Source organism: Streptomyces viridiviolaceus, from assembly GCF_014650995.1.
Lineage (GTDB): Bacteria > Actinomycetota > Actinomycetes > Streptomycetales > Streptomycetaceae > Streptomyces > Streptomyces viridiviolaceus.
In genome coordinates this window covers 1-24347 of the sequence record NZ_BMWA01000053.1, presented here as the reverse complement: position 1 = coordinate 24347, position 24347 = coordinate 1, and the positions used below count along the sequence as shown (strand labels likewise).

Sequence of the window (24347 nt, the reverse complement as noted above, 5' to 3'; positions counted from 1 at the left end):
TCCGGCTGCTGGAGTCCTGGGGCATACGCCCCGACTTCGTCGCCGGACACTCCATCGGCGAACTCGCCGCCGCCCACGCGGCAGGAGTCCTTTCCCTCGAAGACGCCGCCACCCTCGTCACGGCACGAGGCCGGCTCATGCAGGCCCTGCCCGAAGGCGGCACCATGATCGCCCTCCAGGCCACCGAAGAGGAGATCCTGCCCCTGCTGACCGACCAGGTCAGCATCGCCGCCCTCAACGGACCCATGTCCGTGGTGATCTCCGGTGACGAGACCGAGGCGCAGGCCATCGCGGACCGGTTCCCGGACCGCAAGACCAAACGTCTGCGGACCTCCCACGCCTTCCACTCACCACTGATGGAACCCATGCTGAAGGAGTTCGCGCAGATCGCGCGGACACTCAGCCACCAGACACCCCGCATCCCGGTCATCTCCAACGTCACCGGCGAACCCGTCACCCCGGACGCCGACTACTGGGTCAACCACGCCCGCAATGCCGTCCGCTTCACCGACGCCGTCGAACGCCTGCAGACCGAAGGCGTCACCACATTCGTCGAGCTCGGCCCCGACGCCGTCCTCACCGCCATGGCCCAGGACACCCTCACCGGCGACGGCCACACCTTCGCAGCAACCCTGCGCCGCGACCGCGACGAAACCCGCGAAACACTCACCGCACTCGCCCACCTCCACGCGCGCGGCACCACCGTCGACTGGAACGCCTTCTACACCGACACCGGCGCCCACCCCACCCCCCTCCCCACCTACGCCTTCCAACACCAGCCCTACTGGACCGACACCCCCAGCACGGCCATGGACGCCACGCACCTCGGCCAGACCGACGCCGAACACCCGCTGCTCGGTGCCGTCGTGGGCCTGGCAGGCGGAGACGAGTTGGTGCTGACCGGCCGTGTTTCCCTCCGTACGCACCCCTGGGTCGCGGACCACGACGTCCTGGACGTACAGGTCCTCCCTGCCGCCGCTTTCGTCGATCTGCTGCTCCGAGCGGCGCGCGAGGTCGGTTCCCATGTGCTCGAAAGGCTCACCCTGACGAGCCCGCTCGTCCTGCCCGAGACGGGCGGTACGGCGCTGCAGATCGTCGTGGGGGCGTCGGGAGAGGACGGCCGCCGGACCGTCGAGTGCCACTCCCGGGCCGAAGGGGCGCCGACGGACGCACCGTGGGTCCACCACGCCACCGGTCTCGTGGTGCCGCATGGCAGCGGACCGGACGTCGACCTCGCCGAGTGGCCCCCGCCGGGTGCTCAGCCGCTGCACGTGGCTGACGGCTACGAGCGGCTGCTGGAATGCGGCTACGCCTACGGCCCCGTCTTCCAGGGCCTCAAGGCCGCCTGGCGACGCGGCGACGAGATCTTCGCCGAGATCGATCTGCCGGAGGACGCCCACGCAGACGCCGGCCGCTTCGGCATCCACCCCGCGCTCCTCGACGCGGCCGCTCATGTGCGGTGGCTCGGCGAGGCAGGCGCCGGGGCACCGCTCGTGCCGATGGACTGGAACGGCGTGTCGTTGCACGCAGCCGGTGCCACTTCGCTGCGGGTGCGGATTGCCGCGACCGGTCCCGACACCTTCGGCATGACGGTCGCGGATGGCTCCGGCCGGCCCGTGCTGTCCGTCGAGTCCCTGGTCGCCCGCCCCGTCTCCGCGGCCGAACTGCACTCTGCGGCGGGCTCCGCGTCTCATGACGCGCTGTTCACGCTGGAGTGGCAGCCGCTGCCGCTTCCGGTGGCCGCCGCGCCGACCACGGAAGGCGTTGTTCCGCTGAGCGAGGTGGGTGACCCGGCTGCCGATGTGCCGGAGTACGTCCTGCTCGACGTGGAGCCGGCCGCCACCGGAGACGTCGCCGCCGATGTCCGTACGGTGCTGACCGCCACCCTGGACGCGGTCCGTTCGTGGTCGGCCGATGCGAGGTACGGCGGTTCACGACTCGTGGTCGCCACCCGGAACAGCGTGGCCGTCGGCGGATCGGACGCCGGCCTCGACCTCACCCTGGCTCCTGTGTGGGGGCTCGTCCGCGCTGCCCAGGGCGAGCATCCGGACCGGTTCGTGCTGGTCGACCTCGACGGTACGGAGGCGTCGGACCGCGCGCTGACCGCCGCCCTCGCCACCGGGGAGCCCGAACTCGCCCTTCGTGACGGCGAACTCCGCGTCCCGCGCCTGGCGCGTGTGAGAAGGGAGCCCCGTGCGGGGACGACCGGGTCCTGGAGCATGTCCGCCGGCACCGTGCTGGTCACGGGCGGCACGCAGGGCGCCGGTGCACTCGTGGCCCGGCATCTCGTCGCCGAGCACGGCGCACGCCGACTGCTGCTGACGGCGGACGTGGCCGTGGAACCGGCGGCGGGCGACGATGCCGGCGTCGTAGCGGAGTTGAGGGCGCTCGGGGCCGATGTCCGCGTGGAGGTGTGCGACGCCGCCGACCGCGAGGCCATGGGGCGCGTTGTGGCCTCCGTCTCCACGGATCACCCGTTGTGCGCCGTCGTGCACACGGGAGGGGCGGAGACCGGTACCGCGCTGATCGACGGGATGACGCCGCAGCACCTGGACGCGGTGCTGCGCGCCCAGGCGGATGCGGCGTGGGTTCTGCACGAGGTGACGCGCGAGCTGCATCTGGGCAGGTTCTTGCTGGTCTCCTCGTCGGCGGGAGTGCTGCACGGGATGGGGCAGGGCGGCCGTGCGGCCGCGGCCACGTTCCTGGACGCTCTCGCACGGCACCGTACGGCGCATGGTCTGCCTTCGGTGGCCCTGGGCTTCGGACCGTGGCGTACGGAGGTCACCGAGCCGGCCGACGGGTCGGACGGGACGGCCGAGGGGGCGGGGCCGGGCGGGCGGGACCGCAGCGGACTGCCCGTGCTGAGTGCCCAAGAGGGCCTGCGGCTCTTCGACACGGCCCTCGGCCTGTCGGAACCGTCTGTCGTTCCGGTCCGCCTGGACATCGCGGCGCTGCGCGCCGAGCCGGACGACGTTCCGCCCGTACTGAGCGGTGTCGTACGTCTGCCCGCCCGGCCGCGCACCGGACGGGGCGGCCCGCAGGCGGGGGCGGGGATCCGCCGGCTTCTCGCGGGCCTTACGGAAGCGGAACGCGACCAACGGCTCCTCGAACTGGTGGTCACGGAGGTCGCGGCCGTGCTGGAACACGATTCGGCGGCGGACGTCGAGCCGGACCGGCCGTTCCAGGCGCTCGGGTTCGACTCGCTCGCGGCGATCGAGCTGCGCAGGCGGCTGAGCAGGGCGACCGGCCTCCAGTTGCCGGCCACGCTGGTCTTCGACCATCCGACGGCTCAGGCGGTCGCCGGACACCTGAGCTCCGTCATCGAGCCCGAGGAGTCGGACGTCACCGGGCCGGTACTGGCCGAGGTCGACCGTCTGGAGGCCGCGCTGCTGGCGCTCTCCTCCGGCGTGGGAGCGGCCGACGGCGAGGGCGGCGGCGATGCCGTCACCAGGATCACGACACGGCTGGAGGCGCTCATGCGCCGCTGGAGCGACCTCCACGGTGGTGCCGCCGCCACGCAGGGCGAAGCGGAACCGGAGACGTACGAGGCGGCGAGTGACGACGAGTTGTTCCGGGTCCTCGACAGCGAACTGGGTCTGTCCTGACGGGCGACGCGGGTCCGGACCCTTCGCCGGGGCCCGGACCGGGCCCCGTCTCCTCCACGCACGAAACTCCCACCACGCCGCGAGTGGCGCGAGGACGGTTGAACTTCACATGAGCAACGACGACAAGCTGCGTGACTATCTCAAGCGCGCCACCGCCGACCTTCAACTGGCGAAGCGCCGGCTGCGTGAGGCGGAGGCAGCTCCGCGCGAGCCGATCGCGATCATCGGGATGAGCTGCCGGTTCCCCGGCGGCGTCGACTCTCCCGAAGCCCTGTGGGACCTGGTGGCCTCGGGCGGTGACGGCATCTCGTACTTCCCCGAGAACCGTGGCTGGGACATCGACGGCATCTTCGATCCGGAACCCGCGAAGCCCGGCAGGACGTACTCCCGGGAAGGCGGTTTCGTCCATACCGCAGGTGACTTCGACGCGGACCTCTTCAGGATGAGCCCCGGCGAGGCACGCGAGACCGACCCGCAGCAGCGACTGGTCCTGGAGACGTCCTGGGAGGCCGTCGAGCGGGCCGGCATCGACCCCCTGTCGCTCAAGGGCAGCCGGACCGGCGTCTACACCGGGCTGGTCTACCACGACTACGCCATCGGCGGTGACGGCGGCGTCGGCGTGCTGGGCAGCGTGGCCTCGGGACGCGTCGCCTACACGCTGGGCCTCGAGGGCCCGGCGGTGACCGTGGACACGGCGTGCTCGTCGTCGCTGGTCGCCCTGCACCAGGCCATGCAGGCCCTGCGCCGAGGCGAATGCACCCTCGCCCTCGCCGGCGGTGTCACGATCATGGCCACGCCGAACTCCTTCATCGGGTTCAGTCAGCAGCGGGGGCTGGCCATGGACGGCCGCTGCAAGTCGTTCGCCGCCGCCGCCGACGGCACCGGCTGGGGCGAGGGCGTGGGCATGCTCCTCGTCGAGCGTCTGTCGGACGCGCGCCGCAACGGCCATCCGGTCCTCGCGGTGGTCCGGGGCAGCGCGATCAACCAGGACGGCGCGAGCAACGGCCTCACCGCGCCCAACGGTCCTGCCCAGCAGCGCGTCATCGAGCAGGCGCTCGCCGACGCGCAGATCACCGCCGACCAGGTCGACGCCGTCGAGGCACACGGCACCGGTACCACCCTCGGCGATCCGATCGAGGCGCAGGCTCTGATCGCGTCCTACGGGCAGGGCCGTCCGGCCGGGCTGCCGCTGTACCTGGGCTCGATCAAGTCGAACATCGGCCACGCCCAGGCCGCCGCGGGCGTGGGGGGCGTCATCAAGATGGTCCAGGCCATGCGCCACGGCGTGCTGCCCCGGACCCTCCACGTGGACGAGCCCTCTCCGAAGATCGACTGGACCGCGGGCGCCGTCGAACTGCTCACCGAGGCACGGGAATGGCCCGACACGGACCACCCTCGCCGGGCCGCCGTCTCGTCGTTCGGGCTCAGCGGCACCAACGCGCACGTCATCCTGGAACAGGCCCCCGAAACGGCGCCCGAAGCGGAGCCGGGCTCACGACCTCTCCGGTCGTTGCCTCTGGTGCCGTGGGTGCTCTCCGGCACGAGCCCCCAGGCGCTCCGGGCGCAGGCGGAGAAGCTCGCGTCGTTCGTCGCGACGCGGGACGAGGAGACCTCACCGCTGGACATGGCGTACTCCCTGGCGACCACGCGTGCGGCGCTGGACCACCGGGCCGTGGTCCTCACCGCCGACGTCGAGTCCGCGGTGGCGGCCCTGCGGAAGCTGGCGCAGGACAACGTGGTCGGCAGCACGACGGTCGTGGGCTCGGCGGCCCGCGGTGGGAAGTCGGCGTTCTTGTTCACGGGTCAGGGTTCACAGCGCCTCGGCATGGGACGCGACCTCCACGCCGCCTTCCCCGCCTTCGCCACCGCCTTCGACACCGTCACCGACGCACTGGACCAGCACCTGACCGTCCCGCTGCGCACCGTCATCTGGGACAGCGACGACAGCGCGCTGCTGGACCGCACCGAATACACCCAGCCCGCGCTGTTCGCCATCGAGGTCGCCCTGTTCCGACTGCTGGAGTCCTGGGGCATACGCCCCGACTACGTCGCCGGACACTCCATCGGCGAACTCGCCGCCGCCCACACCGCAGGAGTGCTCTCTCTCGAAGACGCCGCCGCCCTCGTCACGGCACGCGGCCGGCTCATGCAGGCCCTGCCCGAAGGCGGCACCATGATCGCCGTCCAGGCCACCGAAGAGGAGATCCTGCCCTTGCTGACCGACCAGGTCAGCATCGCCGCCCTCAACGGACCCATGTCCGTGGTGATCTCGGGCGACGAGACCGAGGCACAGGCCATCGCGGACAGGTTCCCGGACCGCAAGACCAAACGTCTGCGGACCTCCCACGCCTTCCACTCACCACTGATGGAACCCATGCTGAAGGAGTTCGCGCAGATCGCGCGGACACTCAGCCACCAGGCACCCCGCATCCCGGTCATCTCCAACGTCACCGGTGAACCCGTCACCCCGGACGCCGACTACTGGGTCAACCACGCCCGCCAGGCCGTCCGCTTCACCGACGCCGTCGAACGCCTGCAGACCGAAGGCGTCACCACATTCGTCGAGCTCGGCCCCGACGCCGTCCTCACCGCCATGGCCCAGGACACCCTCACCACCGACGGCCACACCTTCGCAGCAACCCTGCGCCGCGACCGCGACGAAACCCGCGAAACACTCACCGCACTCGCCCACCTCCACGCGCGCGGCACCACCGTCGACTGGAACGCCTTCTACACCGACACCGGCGCCCACCCCACCCCCCTCCCCACCTACGCCTTCCAACACCAGCGCTACTGGGCCGAAGGGTCCACGCGGTCGGGCGACGTGACGTCGGCCGGTCTGGAGCCGGTCGCCCATCCCCTCCTCAGCGCGGCCGTGCGCCCGGCGGACTCGGACGGTGTGCTCGTGACCGGCCGGCTCTCGGTGGGGGCGCAGCCCTGGCTCGCGGACCACGTCGTGGGTGAGTCGATCCTGTTCCCGGGGACGGGCTTCCTCGAACTGGCCGTGCAGGCGGGTGACCGGGTGGGGTGTGGAGCCGTGGAGGAGCTCACGTTCGAGGCGCCCCTGGTGCTGCCCCGGCACGGCGCAGTCCACGTCCAGGTGACCGTGGGCGGGGTCGACGAGACCGGTGTGCGGCCGGTGAGCGTCCACAGCCGGCCCGAGGGCGCGGCCGACGGGGTGCCGTGGACCCGGCATGCGGCCGGGGTTCTCGCCCCGGACGCGCACCGTGTCCCGGACGAGCCCCGCGCATGGGTGCCGGCCGACGGCCGGCCGGTGGATCTGGACGGCTTCTACGAGGGGCTTGCCGAGGCGGGTCTCGTCTACGGGGCCGCGTTCCGGGGGCTGGAGGCGGCGTGGCGTCACGGGGACGAGGTCTGTGCCGTGGCCGCGCTCCCCGGCGACCTGGTGACGAGCGCGGGTCACTTCGCGCTGCATCCGGCGCTGCTGGACTCCGCGCTGCACGCGGTGACGCTGACGCGGGCCACGGGTGCGGGGGCCGCGCTGCCGTTCTCCTGGTCGAAGGTCGACGTGCACGCGGTCGGCGCGTCGCGTGTGCGCATCCGTCTGACGCCTCGTCGCGACGGTGTGGTCTCGGTGGAGCTGACCGACGTGTCCGGTCGTCCCGTGGCGACGGCGGAGGCGCTGACGCTGCGCAGCGTGGACACCAGTCGCCCGGAGGCCGCCGGTGGGGCGCTCAACGACGCCCTGTTCCAAGTGGAGTGGGCGCCGGTGAGGGAGGCGGCTGCGTCCGCGGAGGTGTCGTGGGCCGCCTGGGAGGATGTCGCGGACGACGGCCCGGTGCCGGACGTCGTCGTCCTGTCCTGTGCTCCTGGAGCCGTCGACGCCGAGTCGGCGCGTACGGCCGCCCATCGTGTGCTGCGCGTGGCGCAGTCCTGGCTCGCGCAGGAGCGGTTCGCCGACGCGCGGCTTCTCGTCACGACCCGCGGTGCCGTCTCCGCGTGCGGTGAGGCGGTCTCGGACGTCGCCGCGGCTGCCGTGTGGGGGTTGATCCGCTCCGCGCAGTCGGAGCAGCCCGGCAGGTTCGTCGTGGCCGACCTCGACGACGCTTCCGGCGCGCCGGATGTCGCGCGCCTGATCGCTGCCGGCGAACCGCAGCTCGCGCTGCGGGAGGGGGTGCTGTTCACGCCCCGCCTGGCGCGTGCGGCGGCCCGGTCCGCCGGTGCCGCCGAGGGTCAGGGGGCCCGGGAGGGCGCGTGCCGCGGCGGTGAGGGCACGACGCTGGTCACGGGCGGTACCGGAGGGCTCGGTGCCCTGGTCGCGCGGCATCTCGTCGCACGTCACGGCGTACGTCGTCTGCTGCTGGTCAGCCGCCGTGGGCCTGCCGCGCCCGGGGCCGAGGAACTGCGCGCCGAGCTGGAGGAGTCGGGTGCGCAGGTGACGGTCGCCGCGTGTGACGTTGCCGACCGGGAGGCGCTGGCCGGCCTGATCGCCGCTGTTCCTGCCAAGCACCCGCTGACCGGCGTCGTGCATGCCGCGGGCGTGCTCGACGACGGCACGATCCCCGCCCTGGGTGCCGAGCGCGTCGACCGGGTCATGCGGCCCAAGGCGGATGCCGCCTGGCATCTGCACGAGCTCACCGCCGGGCTGGACCTGTCGCTGTTCGCCGTGTTCTCGTCGGTGGCGGGTGTGCTGGGGACGCCGGGGCAGGGCAACTACGCCGCGGCGAACGCGTACGTCGACGCGCTGGCCGCGCACCGTGTGGCGGCCGGCCTGCCCGCCGTGTCCCTGGCATGGGGCCCGTGGGTGGAGGTCGGCGGCATGGCGGACCGGCTGACCGAGGGCGACCTGGCCAGGATGGGGCGGCTCGGCGTGCTGCCGCTGACACCGGATCCCGGTCTGGCGCTGTTCGACGCCGCGTGCGCGCGCGGCACGGCGCACCTGTTGCCGGTGCGGCTCGACGTGCGGGCCATGGCGGGCCTGGGTGGTGCGCTGCCGCCGATGTTCCGCGGGCTGGTCCGGGGCGCGTCCGTGCGGCGGGCGGCCGACAGCGAGCCGGTGGCGGCGCCGGCCTGGCGGGAGCGTCTGGCGGGACTGCCCGCTGCGGAACGGGACGCGGAACTGCTGCGCCTGGTCCGGGTCGAGGTCGCGGCCATCCTGGGGTACGGCGATCCGGCGGACGTCGAGCCGTTGCGGGCGTTCCGCGATCTGGGCTTCGACTCGCTGGCGGCCGTGGAGCTGCGCAACCGTCTGAACGCGGCGACGGGGCTGAGGCTGGCCGCCACCCTGGTCTTCGATCATCCGACGTCGCAGGAGCTCGCCGTGCATCTGGCCGGGGAGCTGGGCGAGGGTGACGCTCCGGAGGTCGATGCCGGTGCGCAGGAGGCGTTCCGCCGGGCCTTGCAGTCGGTGCCGATCGCGCGGCTGCGGGAGGCGGGGCTGCTCGACAGTCTGCTGGAGCTCACCGGTCTCTCCGCGGTCGAGGCCGAGCTGTCGGACGGGGACGCCGGGGCGGCGGGCGACGCCGCCGACATCGACGAGATGGACACGGACAGTCTGATCACCATGGCGCTCCAGGGCTCCGGCCTCGGCGACGCGACAGTGGAACGGTAGGGGGAACCACCGATGGCCAATGCTCAGGACAAGCTGGTCGACGCGCTGCGCGCGTCGCTGAAGGAGACCGAGCGTCTGCGGGCGCAGAACGCGAAGCTGACGGCGGCGTCGCGGGAGCCGATCGCCGTCGTGGCGGCGAGCTGCCGCTACCCGGGCGGTGTCGAGTCGCCCGAGGACCTGTGGAACCTGGTGGCGGACGGTCGGGACGCCATCAGCGACTTCCCGGTCGACCGGGGCTGGGACGTGGACCGGCTGTACGACCCGACGGCCTCGCGCCCGGACACGACGTATGTGCGGGAGGGCGGGTTCCTGCACCGGGCCGGGGAGTTCGACCCGTCGTTCTTCGGGATCAGTCCGAACGAGGCGCTCATCATGGACCCGCAGCAGCGTCTGCTGCTGGAGAGTTCGTGGGAGGTGTTCGAGCGGGCCGGGATCGATCCGGCGACGCTGAAGGGCAGCAGCACCGGTGTGTTCGCCGGCATGATGTATCACGACTATCCGACGAACAGCGGTACCGGTGCCATCGCCTCCGGCCGGGTGTCGTACGTGTTCGGCCTGGAGGGCCCGGCGATCACCGTGGACACGGCGTGTTCGTCGTCGCTGGTGGCGGTCCACTGGGCGGTGCAGGCGCTGCGCTCGGGCGAGTGCTCGCTCGCGCTCGCGGGCGGTGTCGCGGTGATGGCGACGCCCGAGGTGTTCGTGGAGTTCAGCCGGCAGCGCGGGCTGGCGGCCGACGGCCGGTGCAAGTCGTTCGCCGCCGCGGCCGACGGCACCGCCTGGGGCGAGGGCGCGGGGATGCTTCTGCTGGAGCGGTTGTCCGACGCCCGGCGCAACGGCCACCCGGTGCTGGCGATCGTGCGGGGTACGGCGATCAATCAGGACGGTGCGAGCAACGGGCTCACGGCGCCGAGCGGTCCGGCGCAGCAGCGGGTGATCCGGCAGGCGCTGGCGAACGCGCAGCTGTCGGTGGACGGCGTCGACGTGGTGGAGGCGCACGGGACGGGCACCACGCTTGGTGACCCGATCGAGGCGCAGGCGCTGCTGGCGACGTACGGGCAGGGTCGTCCGGAGGACCGGCCGCTGTGGCTGGGTTCGATCAAGTCGAACATCGGTCACACCCAGGCGGCTGCGGGTGTCGCGAGCATCATCAAGATGGTCGAGGCGATGAACCGCGGTGTGCTGCCGAAGACGCTGCACGTGGACACGCCGACGCCGCAGGTGGACTGGAACGCCGGGGCGGTGGAGCTGCTGGCCGAGTCCCGGCCCTGGCCCGAAGTGGACCGTCCGCGGCGCGCGGGCGTCTCGTCGTTCGGCATCAGCGGTACGAACGCGCACGTGATCCTGGAACAGGCTCCCGTCGAGGACCGCGAGGTGCCGGTGCCGGCCGCGGGTTCCGTGGCGTCCGCGGTGGTGCCGTGGGTCCTGTCGGCGAAGGACGCGGACTCGCTGGCAGGGCAGGCGGAACGGCTCGGGGGCTGGGCGGAGGCCCGTGCGGATGCGGACGTACGGGACGTGTCCCGGGCGCTGGTGTCGTCGCGGGTCGCGTTCGCGCACCGGGCCGTGGTCGTGGGTGAGGACCGGGCCGAGCTGCTCGGGGCCCTGCGCCGGCTGGCCGAGGGCGACCGGTCCGCCGCGGCGGCCGCGGGTACGGTGGGGAAGGCGCCGCGTGCGGTGTTCGTCTTTCCGGGGCAGGGGTCGCAGTGGGCCGGTATGGCGACGGAGCTGCTGGAGTCGTCGCCCGAGTTCGCCGCCCGGGTGCAGGAGTGCGCCAAGGCTCTCGAACCGTTCGTGGACTGGGACCTGCTGCGCGTGCTGCGTGGCGAGGACGGTGCTCCCACTCTGGACGCGGTGGACGTCGTACAGCCCGTGCTGTGGGCGGTGATGGTGTCCCTGGCCGGTCTGTGGCGCTCCTTCGGTGTGGAGCCGGCCGCGGTGGTGGGTCATTCGCAGGGTGAGATCGCCGCGGCCTGTGTGGCGGGTGCGCTGTCCCTGGAGGACGGGGCGCGGGTGGTGGCGCTGCGCAGCCGGGTCATCGCCGAGGAGCTGGCCGGGCAGGGCGGCATGATGTCGGTGCTGGCGCCGGGCGACCGGGTACGCGAGCGGCTCGCCCGGTGGGAGGGCCGGCTGTCCCTGGCCGCGGAGAACGGCGCGGACTCGTGCGTGGTGTGCGGGGAGAGCGGGCCGCTGGACGAGTTGCTGGCGGAGCTGACCGCCGAGGGCGTGCGGGCCCGCCGTATCCCCGTCGACTACGCCTCCCACTCCCACTTCGTGGAGGCGGTCCGGGAGCGGCTGCTGTCCGTGCTGGCGGACGTCCGTCCGCAGGAGCCGTCGGTCGCGTTCTATTCGACGGTCACCGGCGGTCTGCTGGGCGAGACGGTCCTGGACGCCGAGTACTGGTACACGAACCTGCGCCGGACGGTGCGGTTCGAGGAGGCCACGCGGGCGTTGCTCGCGGACGGTTTCGACGTCTTCGTGGAGGCCAGTCCGCACCCGGTGCTGACGGTCGGTCTGGGTGAGACGTTCGAGGCGACGGGTGCGGAGGCAGCCGCGATCGGTTCTCTGCGCCGGGACCACGGCGGGCTGCGGCAGTTCGCGGCCGCGCTGGGCCAGGCGTACGTGCGGGGCCTGCCGGTGGACTGGGAGCCGTTCTTCGCCGACCGGCCGCCGGTGCGGCTGGACCTGCCGACGTACGCGTTCCGTCGGCAGCGGTTCTGGCTGGACGCGTGGCCGGGCGGCGGCGACGTGACGACGGCCGGGCTGGAGCCGGCCGGTCACCCGCTGCTCGGCGCGGCGGTGGCGCTGCCCGACTCGGGCGGGGCGGTGCTCACCGGCCGGGTGTCCGTCGGGTCGCACGGCTGGCTCGCCGATCACGCGGTGTGGGGGGAGGTGCTGCTGCCGGGCACGGCGTTCGTGGAGCTCGCGGTCCGGGCCGGTGACGAGGTCGGCTGCGGGGTCGTGGAGGAGCTGACGATCGAGCGGCCGCTAGTGCTGCCGGCGACGGGCGGCGTGCAGGTACAGGTCGTCGTGAGCGGTCCGGACGAGTCGGGCGTGCGGTCGCTCGGTGTGTACGCGCGGCGCTCGGACGCCGACGACCTGCCGTGGAGTCGCCATGCGGCCGGTCTGCTGAGGCCGGCCGGGGCGGGCTCGGCGGGCCGTCTGGACCAGTGGCCGCCCGCCGGTGCCGAGCGGATCGAGGTCGAGGGGTGGTACGGGGAGCTGGCGGGCGCCGGCCTCGCGTACGGGCCGCTGTTCCAGGGGCTGCGGGCCGCGTGGCGGTCCGGTGACGAGGTCTTCGCCGAGGTGGAGCTGCCGGAGAGCGCACGCTCGTCGGCGGAGCGCTTCGGGGTGCATCCGGCCTTGCTGGACGCCGCGCTGCACGCGATCGGGTTGACGGACGTCCTCGGCGAGGGTGTCGTGCTGCCGTTCGCCTGGCGGGGTGTCGCTCTGCACGCGGTGGGTGCGTCGGCACTGCGGGTGCGGATCAGTCCCGTGGGCGCCGGCGAGGTGTCGCTGACGCTGGCCGATCCCACGGGTGAGCCGGTCGCGTCGGTGGAGTCGCTGGTACTGCGGCCGGCGTCGGCGGACGCGGTGCGTTCCGCGGCGCTTCCGGCACAGCGGGACTCGCTGTTCCTCCTGGAGTGGGCCGAGGTCCCGTCCGGCGCCGGTGCCCCGCCGGCCCCGGTCGGCTGGGCACCGTGGGAAGCGGTGGCGGACGGGGCGCCGGTGCCGGAGGTGCTGGTGCTGCGGTGCCCCGCCGGTGGCGGCGCGGAGGAAGCCCGCGAGGCGGTGCACGGGACGTTGGACGTGCTGCAGCGGTGGCTGGCCGACGACCGCTGCTCCGCGTCCAGGCTGCTGGTCGTCACGCGGGGCGCGGTGTGCGCGGTCGCCGGTGAGGCGGCCGATCCGGCGGGCGCCGCCGTGTGGGGTCTGGTGCGGTCCGCCCAGTCGGAGAACCCGGACCGGATCGTGCTGCTGGACCTGAGCGCGCAGGACACGGACGGCGGGGCCCTGCCGGAGCAGCTGGTGCCGGCGGTGATGGCGGCCGCCGAGCCTCAGCTGGCCGTCCGTGACGGGGGTCTGTACGCCGCCCGGCTGCGGCGGGCGGCCACGGCCGGTCCGCTGCTGCCGCCCGCCGGCGCCCCGGCCTGGCGGCTCGACCCGGCCGAGGGCGGGACCCTGGACGATCTGTCCCTGATCGCGTGCCCGGAGGTGGTGGAGGATCCCCTCGCCCCGGGCCAGGTGCGGGTCGCGGTGCGCGCCGCGGGCGTCAACTTCCGCGATGTGCTGATCACGCTCGGCATGTACCCGGGCAGGCGGTTCATCGGCGGTGAGGCGGCCGGTGTCGTCCTGGCCGTGGGCGAGGGCGTGACCGGTGTCGCCCCCGGGGACAAGGTGATGGGCCTGTTCACGGGCGGGTTCGGTCCGGTCGCGGTCACCGACCAGGAGTTGCTGGTACCGATGCCCGAGGGCTGGTCGTACGAGCAGGCGGCCACGGTGCCCACCGTGTTCCTGACCGCCTACTACGGTCTGGTGGACGTCGCCCGGCTGCGAGCGGGCGAGCGGATCCTGGTGCACGCGGCGGCCGGCGGCCTGGGGATGGCGGCGGTGCAGCTGGCGCGGCACCTGGGCGCCGAGGTGTACGGCACCGCCTCCCCGGGCAAGTGGGACACGCTGGCCGGGATGGGACTGGACGAGTCGCACATCGCCGGCTCCCGCACCCTGGACTTCGCGGACACGTTCCTCGCGGCCACGGACGGGCAGGGCGTGGACGTGGTCCTGAACTCGCTGGCACGCGAGTTCGTCGACGCGTCGCTGCGCCTGCTGCCGCGCGGCGGCCGGTTCGTGGAGATGGGCAAGACGGACATCCGCGACGCCGACGAGATCGCCCGGGCCTGGCCCGGGGTGGTCTACGAGGCGTTCGACCTGGTGGTGGCCGACCCGGCCCGGACCCAGGAGATCCTGCGCGAGCTGCTGGCCCTGTTCGAGTCGGGTGCCCTTGCGCCGCTCCCGGTGCGCGACTGGGACGTGCGCGAGGCACGGGAGGCGTTCCGCTTCATCCGCGAGGCGCGGCACGTCGGCAAGGTGGCTCTGACCATGCCGGTGGCGCCGCGAGCGGACGGCACGGTGCTGGTCACCGGGGGCACGGGCGGCCTCGGTGCGCTGGTGGCGCGTCATCTGGTGACCGAGCACGGCGTGCGGGGTCTGGTGCTCACCAGCCGCCGGGGCATGCGGGCCCCGGGTGCCGCCGAACTGTGCGCGGAGCTGGAGGAGCTGGGTGCCGAGGTGACGGTCGCCGCGTGCGACATCGCCGACCGCGAGGCGCTGGCGGGTGTCCTGGCCGCCGTCCCCGCCGACCGTCCCCTGACGGGAGTGGTGCACAGCGCCGGTGTGCTCGACGACGGTGTCATCGGTTCGCTGACGCCGGACCGGGTGGACGCGGTGCTGCGCCCGAAGGCCGACGGGGCCTGGAACCTGCACGAGCTGACGGCGGACCTCGACCTGTCCATGTTCGTGCTGTTCTCCTCCTCGGGCGGTGTCCTCGGCGCCCCGGGCCAGGGCAACTACGCGGCGGCCAACGCCTTCCTGGACGCCCTCGCCCACCGGCGGCGGGCGACGGGGCTGCCGGCCCAGTCCCTCGCCTGGGGTCTTTGGGAACGGTCCGGGGGCATGACGGGGGACCTGGGCGACGCGGATCTGCAGCGCATGGGCCGTTTCGGGGTACGGGCGCTGTCCGACGAGGAGGGCCTGGCCCTGTTCGACACCGCGTGGGCGCTGGGGGCGGCACATGTGCTGCCGGTCTCCGTGGATCTGCGGGCCATGGCTGCCTCCTCCGGGGGTGAACCGCCGTCGCTGTTCCGCGGCCTGGTGCGCGGCGGCGTGCGTCGCACGGCCGCGGGTGCCGCGGACACGGATTCCTGGCGGCAGCGGCTCGCGGGGCTCTCGGACGCGGCGCGTCTCGAGGCGGTCCGGGAGCTGGTGCGGTCGTGTGCGGCGGCGCTGCTCGGCCACGACCGGGCCGAGGCGGTGGACATGGAGCGCAACTTCCTGGAGTCCGGGTTCGATTCGCTGACCGCGGTGGAGCTGCGCAACACCCTCCAGGCGGCCACGGGGCTGCGGCTTCCGTCCATGGTGGTGTTCGACAGCAGGACGCCCGCCGCACTGGCGCTGCGTGTCGACGCCGAGCTGGCCGAGGATCCCGGCGCGGCCGCCGGCGGCCCGTCGACGGCGGGGGCAGCGGCCGCGCCGGCGCCCGGCCAGGTGCGGGACGAGGGCCTGCACGAGCTGATGCGCGATGCGATCCTGGCGCGTGCCATGCCCAAGGGTCTGGCGCTGCTGCGGGCGGCGGCCGACCTGCGGCCGGTGTTCACCTCGCCCGCCGACCTCGGGCGGCTGCCGGAGCCGGTGGTCCTGGCGGACGGGCCCGCCCGGCCCCGGGTGATCTGCCTGAGCACGCCGATGGTGACCGGCGGTGTCCACCAACATGCCCGGCTCGCCGCCCACTTCCGGGGCGTCCGGCACGTCACGGCGCTGCCGACCCCCGGGTTCGTCCGCGGGGAGAGCCTTCCGAAGTCGGTGGACGCGGTGGCGGCCGTACTGGCGGAGAGCGTCCTGGCGGCATCGGACGGCGAACCGTTCGTCCTGCTGGGGTTCTCCTCCGGCGGCCTCCTCGCACACGCCACCGCTCGCCGGCTCGAGGAGGCCCGGGGCCGCAGGCCGGAGGCGGTCGTCCTGCTCGACACCTACGACCCCGACGAGTCCGCGAAGCGGGCCCTGTTCGACCGCATCGCGTTCGCCCTGCCGGAGAAGGAGGACACCCTCGGCCGGTTCGACAACACCACGATGAGCGCGATGGGCCGCTACGTCGACCTGTTCCCGGAGTTCGCCCTGAGCGAGCGGATCGAGACGCCGGTGCTGTTCGTCCGCCCCGAGGCGTCGTTCCTCGACGAGCTCAGCACGGAGCCCGGCGACGACGCGCTGTCGCACGACTGGCAGGCGGGTCTCGACTACGCCCACACCACCCTGGTGGTGCCCGGCAGCCACTTCACCATCGTCGAGGCCGACGTGGAGAGCACGGCGCGAGCCGTCGAGGGATGGCTGGCCTCGCTCGGCACCGCCGTCACCGACTGACCCTGGTACTCGCACAGAAGGACGTACGCGACTCATGAGCGCACGCAAGGCCGTCATCTTCCCCGGCATGGGACCGTCCCGGTTCGAGGACGTGGGGAAGTTCATGGTCATCAACCCGTACGCGCGGGAGCTGGTCTCCCTCGCCGACGAGACCCTCGGGTACTCCCTGGTGGACCGCTACCGGGAGGCCGACGGCGACTACTCCGAGTACGCCCAGGTCGCCTTCCTGGTCAACTGCCTGGCCGTGGCGCGCTGGGCGACCGACACCCTGGAGATGGAGGCGGACTGCTGCACCGGTCCCAGTTTCGGCGGGAAGGCCGCCGCCGTGCACGCCGGGGCGCTGTCGGCCCGGGACGCGATCCGCATGACCGCCGGGTTCGCGCGCTGCATGGAGGAGTACTTCTCGACGGAGTACACCGACGTGGTCACGCACTCGTTCGCCCGCACTCCGCAGGACGTGCTGGAGCGGATACTCGGTGAACTGCGCGAGGACGGCGAGTGGTGCGACGTCTCCTGCCACATCGACCACGACTTCACCATGCTGTCGCTGCGCGAGGGCAGGCTCGAATGGCTGCAGCAGCGGCTGCGCGCCGTCGGCGGGCTGCCGCTGTACACGCTGCGCCCGCCGATGCACTCGGCGGCGTTCGGCGCGCTGCGGCGCAAGGCGGAGGAGGAGGTCTTCGCCGGTATCGAGTTCTCGGACCCGCGCCTGCCGATCGTCTCCGACCACGACGGGACGCTCGTGGAGTCCGCCGAGGGTGTCCGGGAGCTGCTGCTGGACGGTTTCGTCCGCCCGGTGCGCTGGCCGGACGTGGTGGACACGCTGCGGGGCCTAGGCGTCGGCACGGTGTACGTCGCAGGTCAGGACAGCCTGTTCGGGCGGGTCGCCGTCACCACCGCCGCCTTCGAGGTCACCCCGCTCACTCCGCAGCTCGCGATGCGGCCGCGCCGCCGCCGGCCCGCGGCCTGAGCGGCGGCCCCGGAACGCCGGACGCCCTCCCGGGTCGTGAGACCCGGGAGGGTGGGAGCGGCCGGCCGGCCTGGGCGGACGCGCCGTTCAGACCACCGAGCCGGTGAGCGTGCCGAGCGTCTTCCAGAGGGTGCCGGGCGTGGCGAACGTCTCCACGCTCAGGGCGTCGTCCACGAACCGGACGTCGTAGGCGCTCTCGAGGGCGGCGAGGAGTTCGACGGTGCCCAGCGAGTCGAGTCCCAGGTCCTTCAGTTGGGCGTCGGCTCCGAGGGCCTCGTCGGGCCCGAGGAACGGAAGATGACGCCGGAGAAGCTCTTCGAAATTGTCATCCCACATGGTCGCTCCGGGTGAGTGAGTGAATTGTTCGACGGCGGTCGACGCCGGAAATCTAGGCATCCCGCGACAGGCCGGACAACCCTGCCCACCCCCTCATTTTCGCGCCCCGCTAGGGGGCGCCCCCTAAGAAAGTCAGCCGTGTTGATGGCCGGCACTCCGCTGTGGTAGTGCCATTTCCAGGAGGAATAGTGAGCGTGACATCACACGATACGGCCCTGGACGCGCTCGGCGCGCGTTTCCTGCGCGGGCTCTCCCGTTCCCCCGAAGGCGTCGCCGTCGTGTCGGGCGACGCGTCGGTGACCTACGCGGCGGCTCACGAGCGGGCGCTGCTCTGGGCGGGCGCGCTGCCGGTGACGGACGACGGACCGCGACGGCCCGTGGGTGTCCTCACCGGCCGCGGGGTCCACGCCTATCTCGGCATCCTGGCGTGCGTGTACGCCGGAGTCCCGGTCGTGCCCCTGCTGGCGGACTTCCCGGCCGCCCGGAACAGGCACATGCTGCAGGCCGCCGGGGTGTCGGCGCTGATCGTGGACCGCGAGGGCCTGGCCGCCCTCGGTGCGCTGGAGATCGACGCCGACCTGCCGGTCCTCGCCGTCGAGGGGGACGGGGGCATCACGCCGCCGCTGCGCCGCCTGGTCCCCGACCCGGCGCGGGCCCTCACCGAGCCGCGGCCCGTGGCCTCCTCGGACCTGGCCTACGTGCTGTTCACCTCCGGTTCCACGGGCCGCCCCAAGGGCGTCCGCCTCACGCACGGCAATCTGGCCCACTACTTCCGGCTGATGGACGAGTGGTACGACTTCACCGCCGACGACGTGTTCTCACAGGCGGCGAACCTGAACTGGGACTCGGCCGTGTCGGACCTGTGGTGTGCCTGGGGGGCGGGCGCCACGCTGGTGTCCGTGCCCGGCCACGCCTACCGCGACATGCCGGCGTTCATGGCGGAGCACGGTGTCTCCGTGTGGTTCTCCGCACCGAGCGCCGTCGCGCTGATCCGCCGCATGGGCGGACTGGCACCCGGATCGCTGCCGTCGCTGCGCTGGACGTACTTCGGCGGGGAGGCCCTGAAGTGCGAGGACGCGGACGACTGGCAGCGCGCGGCGCCGGGTTCGGCCGTCGTCAACGTGTACGGGCCCACCGAGATGACGATCACGACGCACCGGCACCGGTGGGACCCGGAGGTCTCGCCGCGGCTGGGTGTCAACGGGGTGGTGCCGCTCGGCGTCCTGCACGAGGGGCACGAGCAGCTCCTGCTCGGCCCCGACGGCCGGGTGTGCGACGGCGACGAGGGCGAGCTGTGCATGTGGGGCCCGCAGCTGGGCGCCGGGTACCTGGACCCCGAGCACGCGCGGGGCCGCTACGTCGAGCACGGCGGGCGCAGCTGGTACCGGACCGGTGACCGGGTGCGGCGGACCACGGGCGGGGAGCTGGTGTACCTGGGCCGGATGGACGCCCAGGTGCAGATCCAGGGTCTGCGGGTGGAGCTCGCCGAGATCGACCACGCCGTCCGTGGTTGCGCGGGCGTCCTCGACGCGGTGACGGTCACCCGCCGGACGGAGGCGGGGGGCACGGAGCTGTTCGTGTTCTACACCGGCACGCCCGGTTCGGCCGGTGCCCTGGGCCGCTCGGTGTCCCGGCTGCTGCCTGCGGGCATGGTGCCGCGGCACTACCACCACCTCGACGAATTCCCGCTCAATCCGAACCGGAAGATCGACCGGCTGGTGCTGGCGCAGCGCGCGCAGGAACTCCTGACGGCCGGGAATTAGGTGCCCTCTAGGGGGGCCTAGGGGTGCGGAGGACCACTTCTCTGCTCCTACTGTCGTACCGGCACATTCCTTCGTTCTCGCGCCGGAACGAAATTCTCGCTTGCATTCCTGATTGTGGAGAGTGGCTTTGAGCGCCCACGCGAACGCGGTAGACATACACGCTGAACTCGCGCCCACCGGGAGTGAGCTCATTCATCAGCTTCTCGATGATGCGCTCACCGAGGTTCCGGACCGCCGTGCCGTGACCGATTCCCGGGGATCGTGGACCTATCGGGAACTGGCCGGCTTCAGCCGTCGGTTCAGTGCCTGGCTGCGGGACCGGGGCATCGGCCGCGGCGACCGGCTCGTGGTCCAGCTGCCCAGTACGCGGGAACTGGTCGCCATGTTCTACGGCGCGTCCCGCAGCGGCGTCGTGTTCGTTCCCCTCAACCCGGCGATGAAGCGGTTCCACCTGGAGTCGGTCCTCTCCAACGCCGAACCGGCCCTGGTCGTCGTCCCCGGTGCGGCCACGGAGTCGCCGGCGGGTCTGACCACGGCCGAGGTGCTCGACATGGAGACGGTCTGGGCCGAGACGTCCGCGGCCGGTGACGTCCCCGCCGAACCCGCCGACGGGGCGTCCGGCGGCGGCATCTCGAAGGCGCGGCCGGACGACGTGGCCGTGCTCGTCTACACGTCGGGCAGCACGGCGGCCCCCAAGGCCGTCATGTGTCCGCACGCCCAGGTGACGTTCGCGTCCCGGGCCATCCAGCGGGTGCTGGGCTACCGCCCCGACGACGTCGTGTTCTGCCGCTTCCCCCTGTCCTGGGACTACGGCCTGTACAAGGTGCTGCTGGCGGCCCTGGGCCGGTCCGAGATCGTGCTGGCCGGGGAGGAGTCCGACCTGGTCCTGCTCAGGCGCATGCGGGAGACCGGTGCGACGGTCGTGCCGATCGTGCCGTCCCTGGCCGGGATGATCGCCACGCTGGCGTCCCGGGACACCGAACCGGCCCCGCCGGTACGGATGTTCACCAACACCGGCGCCGCGCTGCCGGACGCCACCATCGCCGCCCTGCGGGAGAACTTCCCGGGCGTCCGGGTGGTCCGCCAGTTCGGCCAGACCGAGTGCAAGCGCATCTCCATCATGCCGCCGGAGGCGGACCGGGAGAAGCCGGGTTCCGTGGGCCGGCCCCTGCCGGGCACGAGGGTACTGATCCTGGACGCCGAGGGCCGTGAGCTCCCGCCCGGCGAGACGGGCGAGATCGTCGCCGTCGGCCCTCATGTGATGCCCGGGTACTGGTGCGCACCCGAACTGACCGCCAGGACCTTCCGGCCGGACCCCGCAACGGGTGAACTCCGGTTGCACACGGGCGACTACGGAAGTCTCGACGACGACGGCTACCTGTACTTCGAGGGCCGCCGCGACGACATGTTCAAGCGCAAGGGCATCCGGATGAGCGTCCTGGAGATCGAGGGCGCCGCCATGGCCGTCCCCGGTGTCCGGGCCGCCGCCGCGGTGCCTCCCTCCGAGGCGCACGATCTGGCCCTGTTCGTCGAGGCGGACCTCGAACCGCAGGTCGTGCTCCGGGAACTGGCCAAGCTGCTGGAGCCGCAGAAGGTCCCGGGCGTCTGCCGGGTCCTGAAGGGATTCCCCCTCACCCTGCACGGCAAGAACGCACGGCAGGTTCTCACCCAGATGCTCGCCGGGAGCGACCAGTGAACCAGTACGCCGGACTGAGCGCGCGTTTCGGCACCCCGCTCTACGTCTACGACCTCGACGAGGTCGCCACCGCCCGCCGGGAACTCTTCGACGCCCTGCCCGAGGAGTTCGAGCTGTTCTACGCGCTCAAGGCGAACCCCCACCCCGAGGTGGTCCGCGCCCTGCGTGAGCCGGGCACCGTCAGGGCCTGCCGCGCGGAGATCAGCTCCACCGGTGAGCTCGCCGCGGCCCTGGAGGCCGGGTTCGCCGGCCACGAGATCCTCTACACGGGCCCCGGCAAGACCGCGGGCGAGCTGGACGAGGCGATCCGGCTCGGCGTCCGCATGTTCTCGGCGGAGTCCGCGACCGACGTCGAGCACATCGGGCAGGCGGCCGACGCCCACGGTGTGGTCGCCGACTGCCTGCTGCGGGTCAACAGCGTCACGGCGAGCGCCACGACCAGCATCCGCATGACCGGCACGCCCTCGCAGTTCGGGTTCGACAGCGAGGCCCTGCCCGAGGTGCTGCCCCGGCTGCGGAAGGTCACGGGTGTCGAACTGGCCGGACTGCATTTCTTCCCGCTCAGCAACGCCAAGGACGAGGCGAGCCTGATCGCCGAGTTCCAGCACACCATCGCCCTCGCCGCCCGGCTGGAGCGCGAACTCGGACTGCCGCTGCGGTTCGTCGACATCGGCGGCGGATTCTCGGTGCCCTACGCGGTGCCGGGCCGGCGGTCCCCCTATCCGACGCTCCGCTCCGCCCTGGCGGCGACCCTCGACGAGCACTTCCCGGCATGGCGCGAGGGCACCCCCCGGCTCGCCTGCGAGTCGGGCCGCTACCTCGTCGGCGCGGCCGGGACGCTGATCGCCGGGGTCACCAACATCAAGGTCAGCCGCGGCCGCAGGTTCGTGGTGCTGGACGCCGGCATCAACACCTTCGGCGGCATGTCGGGGCTCGGCAGGCTGCTGCCGGTGGCCGTGGAACTCGACGACTCCAGGGCCGTGGACCGCGCCAGCCTGGTGGGCCCCCTGTGCACGCCGGGGGACATCCTCGGCCGGGAGATCAAGGTGCCCGAGCTGAACCCCGGCGACACCGTGGTCATCCCCAACGCCGGCGCGTACGGGCCGACCGCGAGCCTGCTGATGTTCCTGGGCAGGCCCGCCCCGACCGAGGTGGTCCTGCGGGGCGGCGAGGTCGTGTCCGCGTCCCGGCTGGAGCACCACCGCACGCCCGTCAGCGGAACCGGCCGTGTCTAGCCCGCACACGTCACCGGCCCGGCCGGCCGAGCGGGAGCCCGGACACGACACCGCCAGAGCGCGGGGGCTGGTCGTGGTCAGCGGGGTGGCCTCCGACGCGCACACCTGGAACCTGGTCTTCCTGCAACTGCTCATCGAGGAACTCGGGTACGAGGTCGTGAACCTGGGTCCGTGCGTGCCGGACGAGATGCTGGTCGAGGAGTGCCGGCTGCTGGAGCCGGACCTCGTCGTGATCAGCAGCGTCAACGGGCACGGCCATCAGGACGGCCTCCGCCTGATCGGCCGGCTCCGCGCGTGCGAGTCGCTGGTCGCCACGCCGGTCGCGATCGGCGGGAAACTCGCCATCTCGGACGACAACGCCGAACGCATCGCGCGGGAACTGGCGGCGGCCGGGTACGACGCCGTGTTCCCGGACGGCGCCGCGGGGGTGGCCGAGTTCCGGAACTTCGTCGGTGTGCTGCCCCGGCCGTCCCTCACCGCGGGCTCCCGGAGCGGTGCATGAACCTGGCAGGTCGGGAGGGCTCCCCCGCCGTCCTGGGTGAATTCCCCGTGGATTTCGGCCGTTTCGTGCGCGAGGCGGCCGGCTCCGGCGGGCTGGTGGTGCAGCCCAGGATGGGCTTCGGCACACCGACGGAGATGCGGGCGGGCCTGGCCGCCACGAAACGGGCGCCCGCGCGCACGGTGGGCACGGTGACCCTCGACAGTTTCACCCGGGTCGGCGAACTGGAGGCCGTCGAGCACGCCCTTCGCCACGGCATCGGGCTCAACGGCTATCCGATCGTCACCTACCCCGACGAGGTGACGCGCTCCGTGCTGCAGGGGATACGGGGGGCGGACTTCCCGGTGCAGGTGCGCCACGGTTCGGCCACCCCCATGGACATCTTCGCCTCGCTCGTGCGGCTGCGGCTCAACGCGACGGAGGGCGGACCGGTCTCGTACTGCCTGCCCTACGGCCGCACTCCGCTCGCCGACTCGGTCCGGAACTGGGAGCACTGCAGCCGGCGCTACGCCCGGCTGCGGGACCTGGGCGTCGAACCCCACGTGGAGACCTTCGGCGGCTGCATGCTGGGCCAGTTGTGCCCGCCCAGCCAGCTCATCGCCATCAGTCTGCTCGAAGCGCTCTTCTTCCACCACCACGGGGTGCGCAGCCTGTCGCTGAGTTATGCGCAGCAGACCAGCCACGAGCAGGACAGGGAGGCGGTACTGGCGCTGCGCCGCCTGTGCGCCGAGTTCCTGCCCACGGACAACTGGCACATCGTCGTGTACGCGTACATGGGCGTCTTCCCGGTGACCGAGCACGGTGCGTACGGCCTGCTGGGCGACGCGGCCCGGCTGGCGGTGGAGACGGGTGCGGCCCGGCTGATCGTGAAGACCGTCGCCGAGTCGCGCAGGATTCCGACCGTCGCCGACAACGTCGCGGCGCTCAGTCACGCGGACACCGTGGCCCGCGGAGTGCGGCCGCTGCCGGAGGCCGGCGATCCCGCGGCGGCCGGGGACTCCCGTACCTACGAGGAGGCCCGCTCCCTGGTCGAGGCCGTGCTGAACCTGGGAGACGACATCGGCCGGGCGCTGCTGGACGCGTTCCGCACCGGCTGCCTGGACATCCCGTACTGCGTCCACCCGGACAACGCGCAGCGCAGCCGCAGTTTCATCGACGCCGACGGGCGGCTCGAATGGGCCGACACGGGGCGGATGCCGCTCGGCCACCGGGTGCGCAGCCGCCGGGCGCGGACGGTCACCGCGGCGGGGCTGCTGACGGACCTGTCGTACGTGCGGACCCGCTACGACCGCGAACGGGCCGCGCACGCCGTGCCCGCGGACGCCGAGCGGATCGCCGTGACGCCGGAGCGGGAGCCACGACGTCACGGTGCACCGAACAGCCCTGATCGAGCAGGGACGGCCTGAGAACACGGGGAGAGTCGGACGATGACATCGGTAGGGGAAGGGCCGGGCCGGCCCGGGCGGGTGGCGGAGCTGCACGAGATCCGTGCGCGGGCACTGGCCGGTCCGGGCGAGAGGGCGACCGAGGCGCAGCACGCCAA

At 72.9% G+C, this 24347-nt stretch carries 9 protein-coding genes and 1 pseudogene; 9 read left to right on the top strand and 1 reads right to left on the bottom strand.

Going from position 1 to position 24347, the window contains the following annotated elements; translation table 11 throughout:
- From IE260_RS39790 to IE260_RS39775, 4 genes and pseudogenes are all read left to right on the top strand, one after another.
- On the top strand, positions 1-3605 hold a 3605-nt coding region (locus IE260_RS39790), incomplete at its 5' end, for a SpnB-like Rossmann fold domain-containing protein (RefSeq protein ID WP_189880819.1).
- A 127-nt stretch (positions 3606-3732) separates the two neighbouring features.
- Positions 3733-9177 (top strand): type I polyketide synthase, encoded by a 5445-nt coding sequence (locus tag IE260_RS42950; RefSeq protein WP_444545581.1) that lies wholly within the window; start codon positions 3733-3735, stop codon positions 9175-9177.
- A 42-nt stretch (positions 9178-9219) separates the two neighbouring features.
- Positions 9220-16260 (top strand): annotated as a pseudogene (locus tag IE260_RS42945) (SDR family NAD(P)-dependent oxidoreductase); the annotation flags it as partial.
- Positions 16261-16339: 79 nt separating this feature from the next.
- On the top strand, positions 16340-17275 hold the full coding sequence (locus tag IE260_RS39775; protein ID WP_229881790.1) for an ACP S-malonyltransferase: 936 nt from the start codon (positions 16340-16342) through the stop codon (positions 17273-17275).
- Between the two features lie 87 nt (positions 17276-17362).
- On the opposite strand, the gene IE260_RS39770 is transcribed toward IE260_RS39775, so the two are convergent.
- Positions 17363-17611, bottom strand: a complete 249-nt coding sequence (locus IE260_RS39770) for a phosphopantetheine-binding protein (RefSeq protein ID WP_189880816.1) — start codon at positions 17609-17611, stop codon at positions 17363-17365.
- Between the two features lie 194 nt (positions 17612-17805).
- Here IE260_RS39770 and IE260_RS39765 point away from each other — a divergent pair, with 194 nt between their 5' ends.
- From IE260_RS39765 to IE260_RS39745, 5 genes are all read left to right on the top strand, one after another.
- Positions 17806-19374, top strand: coding sequence for an AMP-binding protein (locus IE260_RS39765; RefSeq protein WP_189880815.1), 1569 nt, complete (start codon positions 17806-17808; stop codon positions 19372-19374).
- Positions 19375-19615: 241 nt separating this feature from the next.
- Entirely contained in the window at positions 19616-21070 is a 1455-nt protein-coding gene (locus IE260_RS39760; RefSeq protein WP_373303469.1) for an AMP-binding protein, read from the top strand.
- Entirely contained in the window at positions 21067-22305 is a 1239-nt protein-coding gene (locus IE260_RS39755; RefSeq protein ID WP_189880814.1) for a type III PLP-dependent enzyme domain-containing protein, read from the top strand. Before IE260_RS39760 ends, IE260_RS39755 begins: the two co-directional genes overlap by 4 nt.
- The gene (locus tag IE260_RS39750) at positions 22298-22807 is read left to right on the top strand and encodes a cobalamin B12-binding domain-containing protein (protein ID WP_189880813.1); all 510 of its coding nucleotides are present in this window, start codon (positions 22298-22300) and stop codon (positions 22805-22807) included. Before IE260_RS39755 ends, IE260_RS39750 begins: the two co-directional genes overlap by 8 nt.
- Complete coding sequence (locus IE260_RS39745; protein WP_189880812.1) at positions 22804-24210, top strand: methylaspartate mutase; 1407 nt, start codon at positions 22804-22806, stop codon at positions 24208-24210. Before IE260_RS39750 ends, IE260_RS39745 begins: the two co-directional genes overlap by 4 nt.
- The last annotated feature ends 137 nt before the right edge of the window (positions 24211-24347 follow it).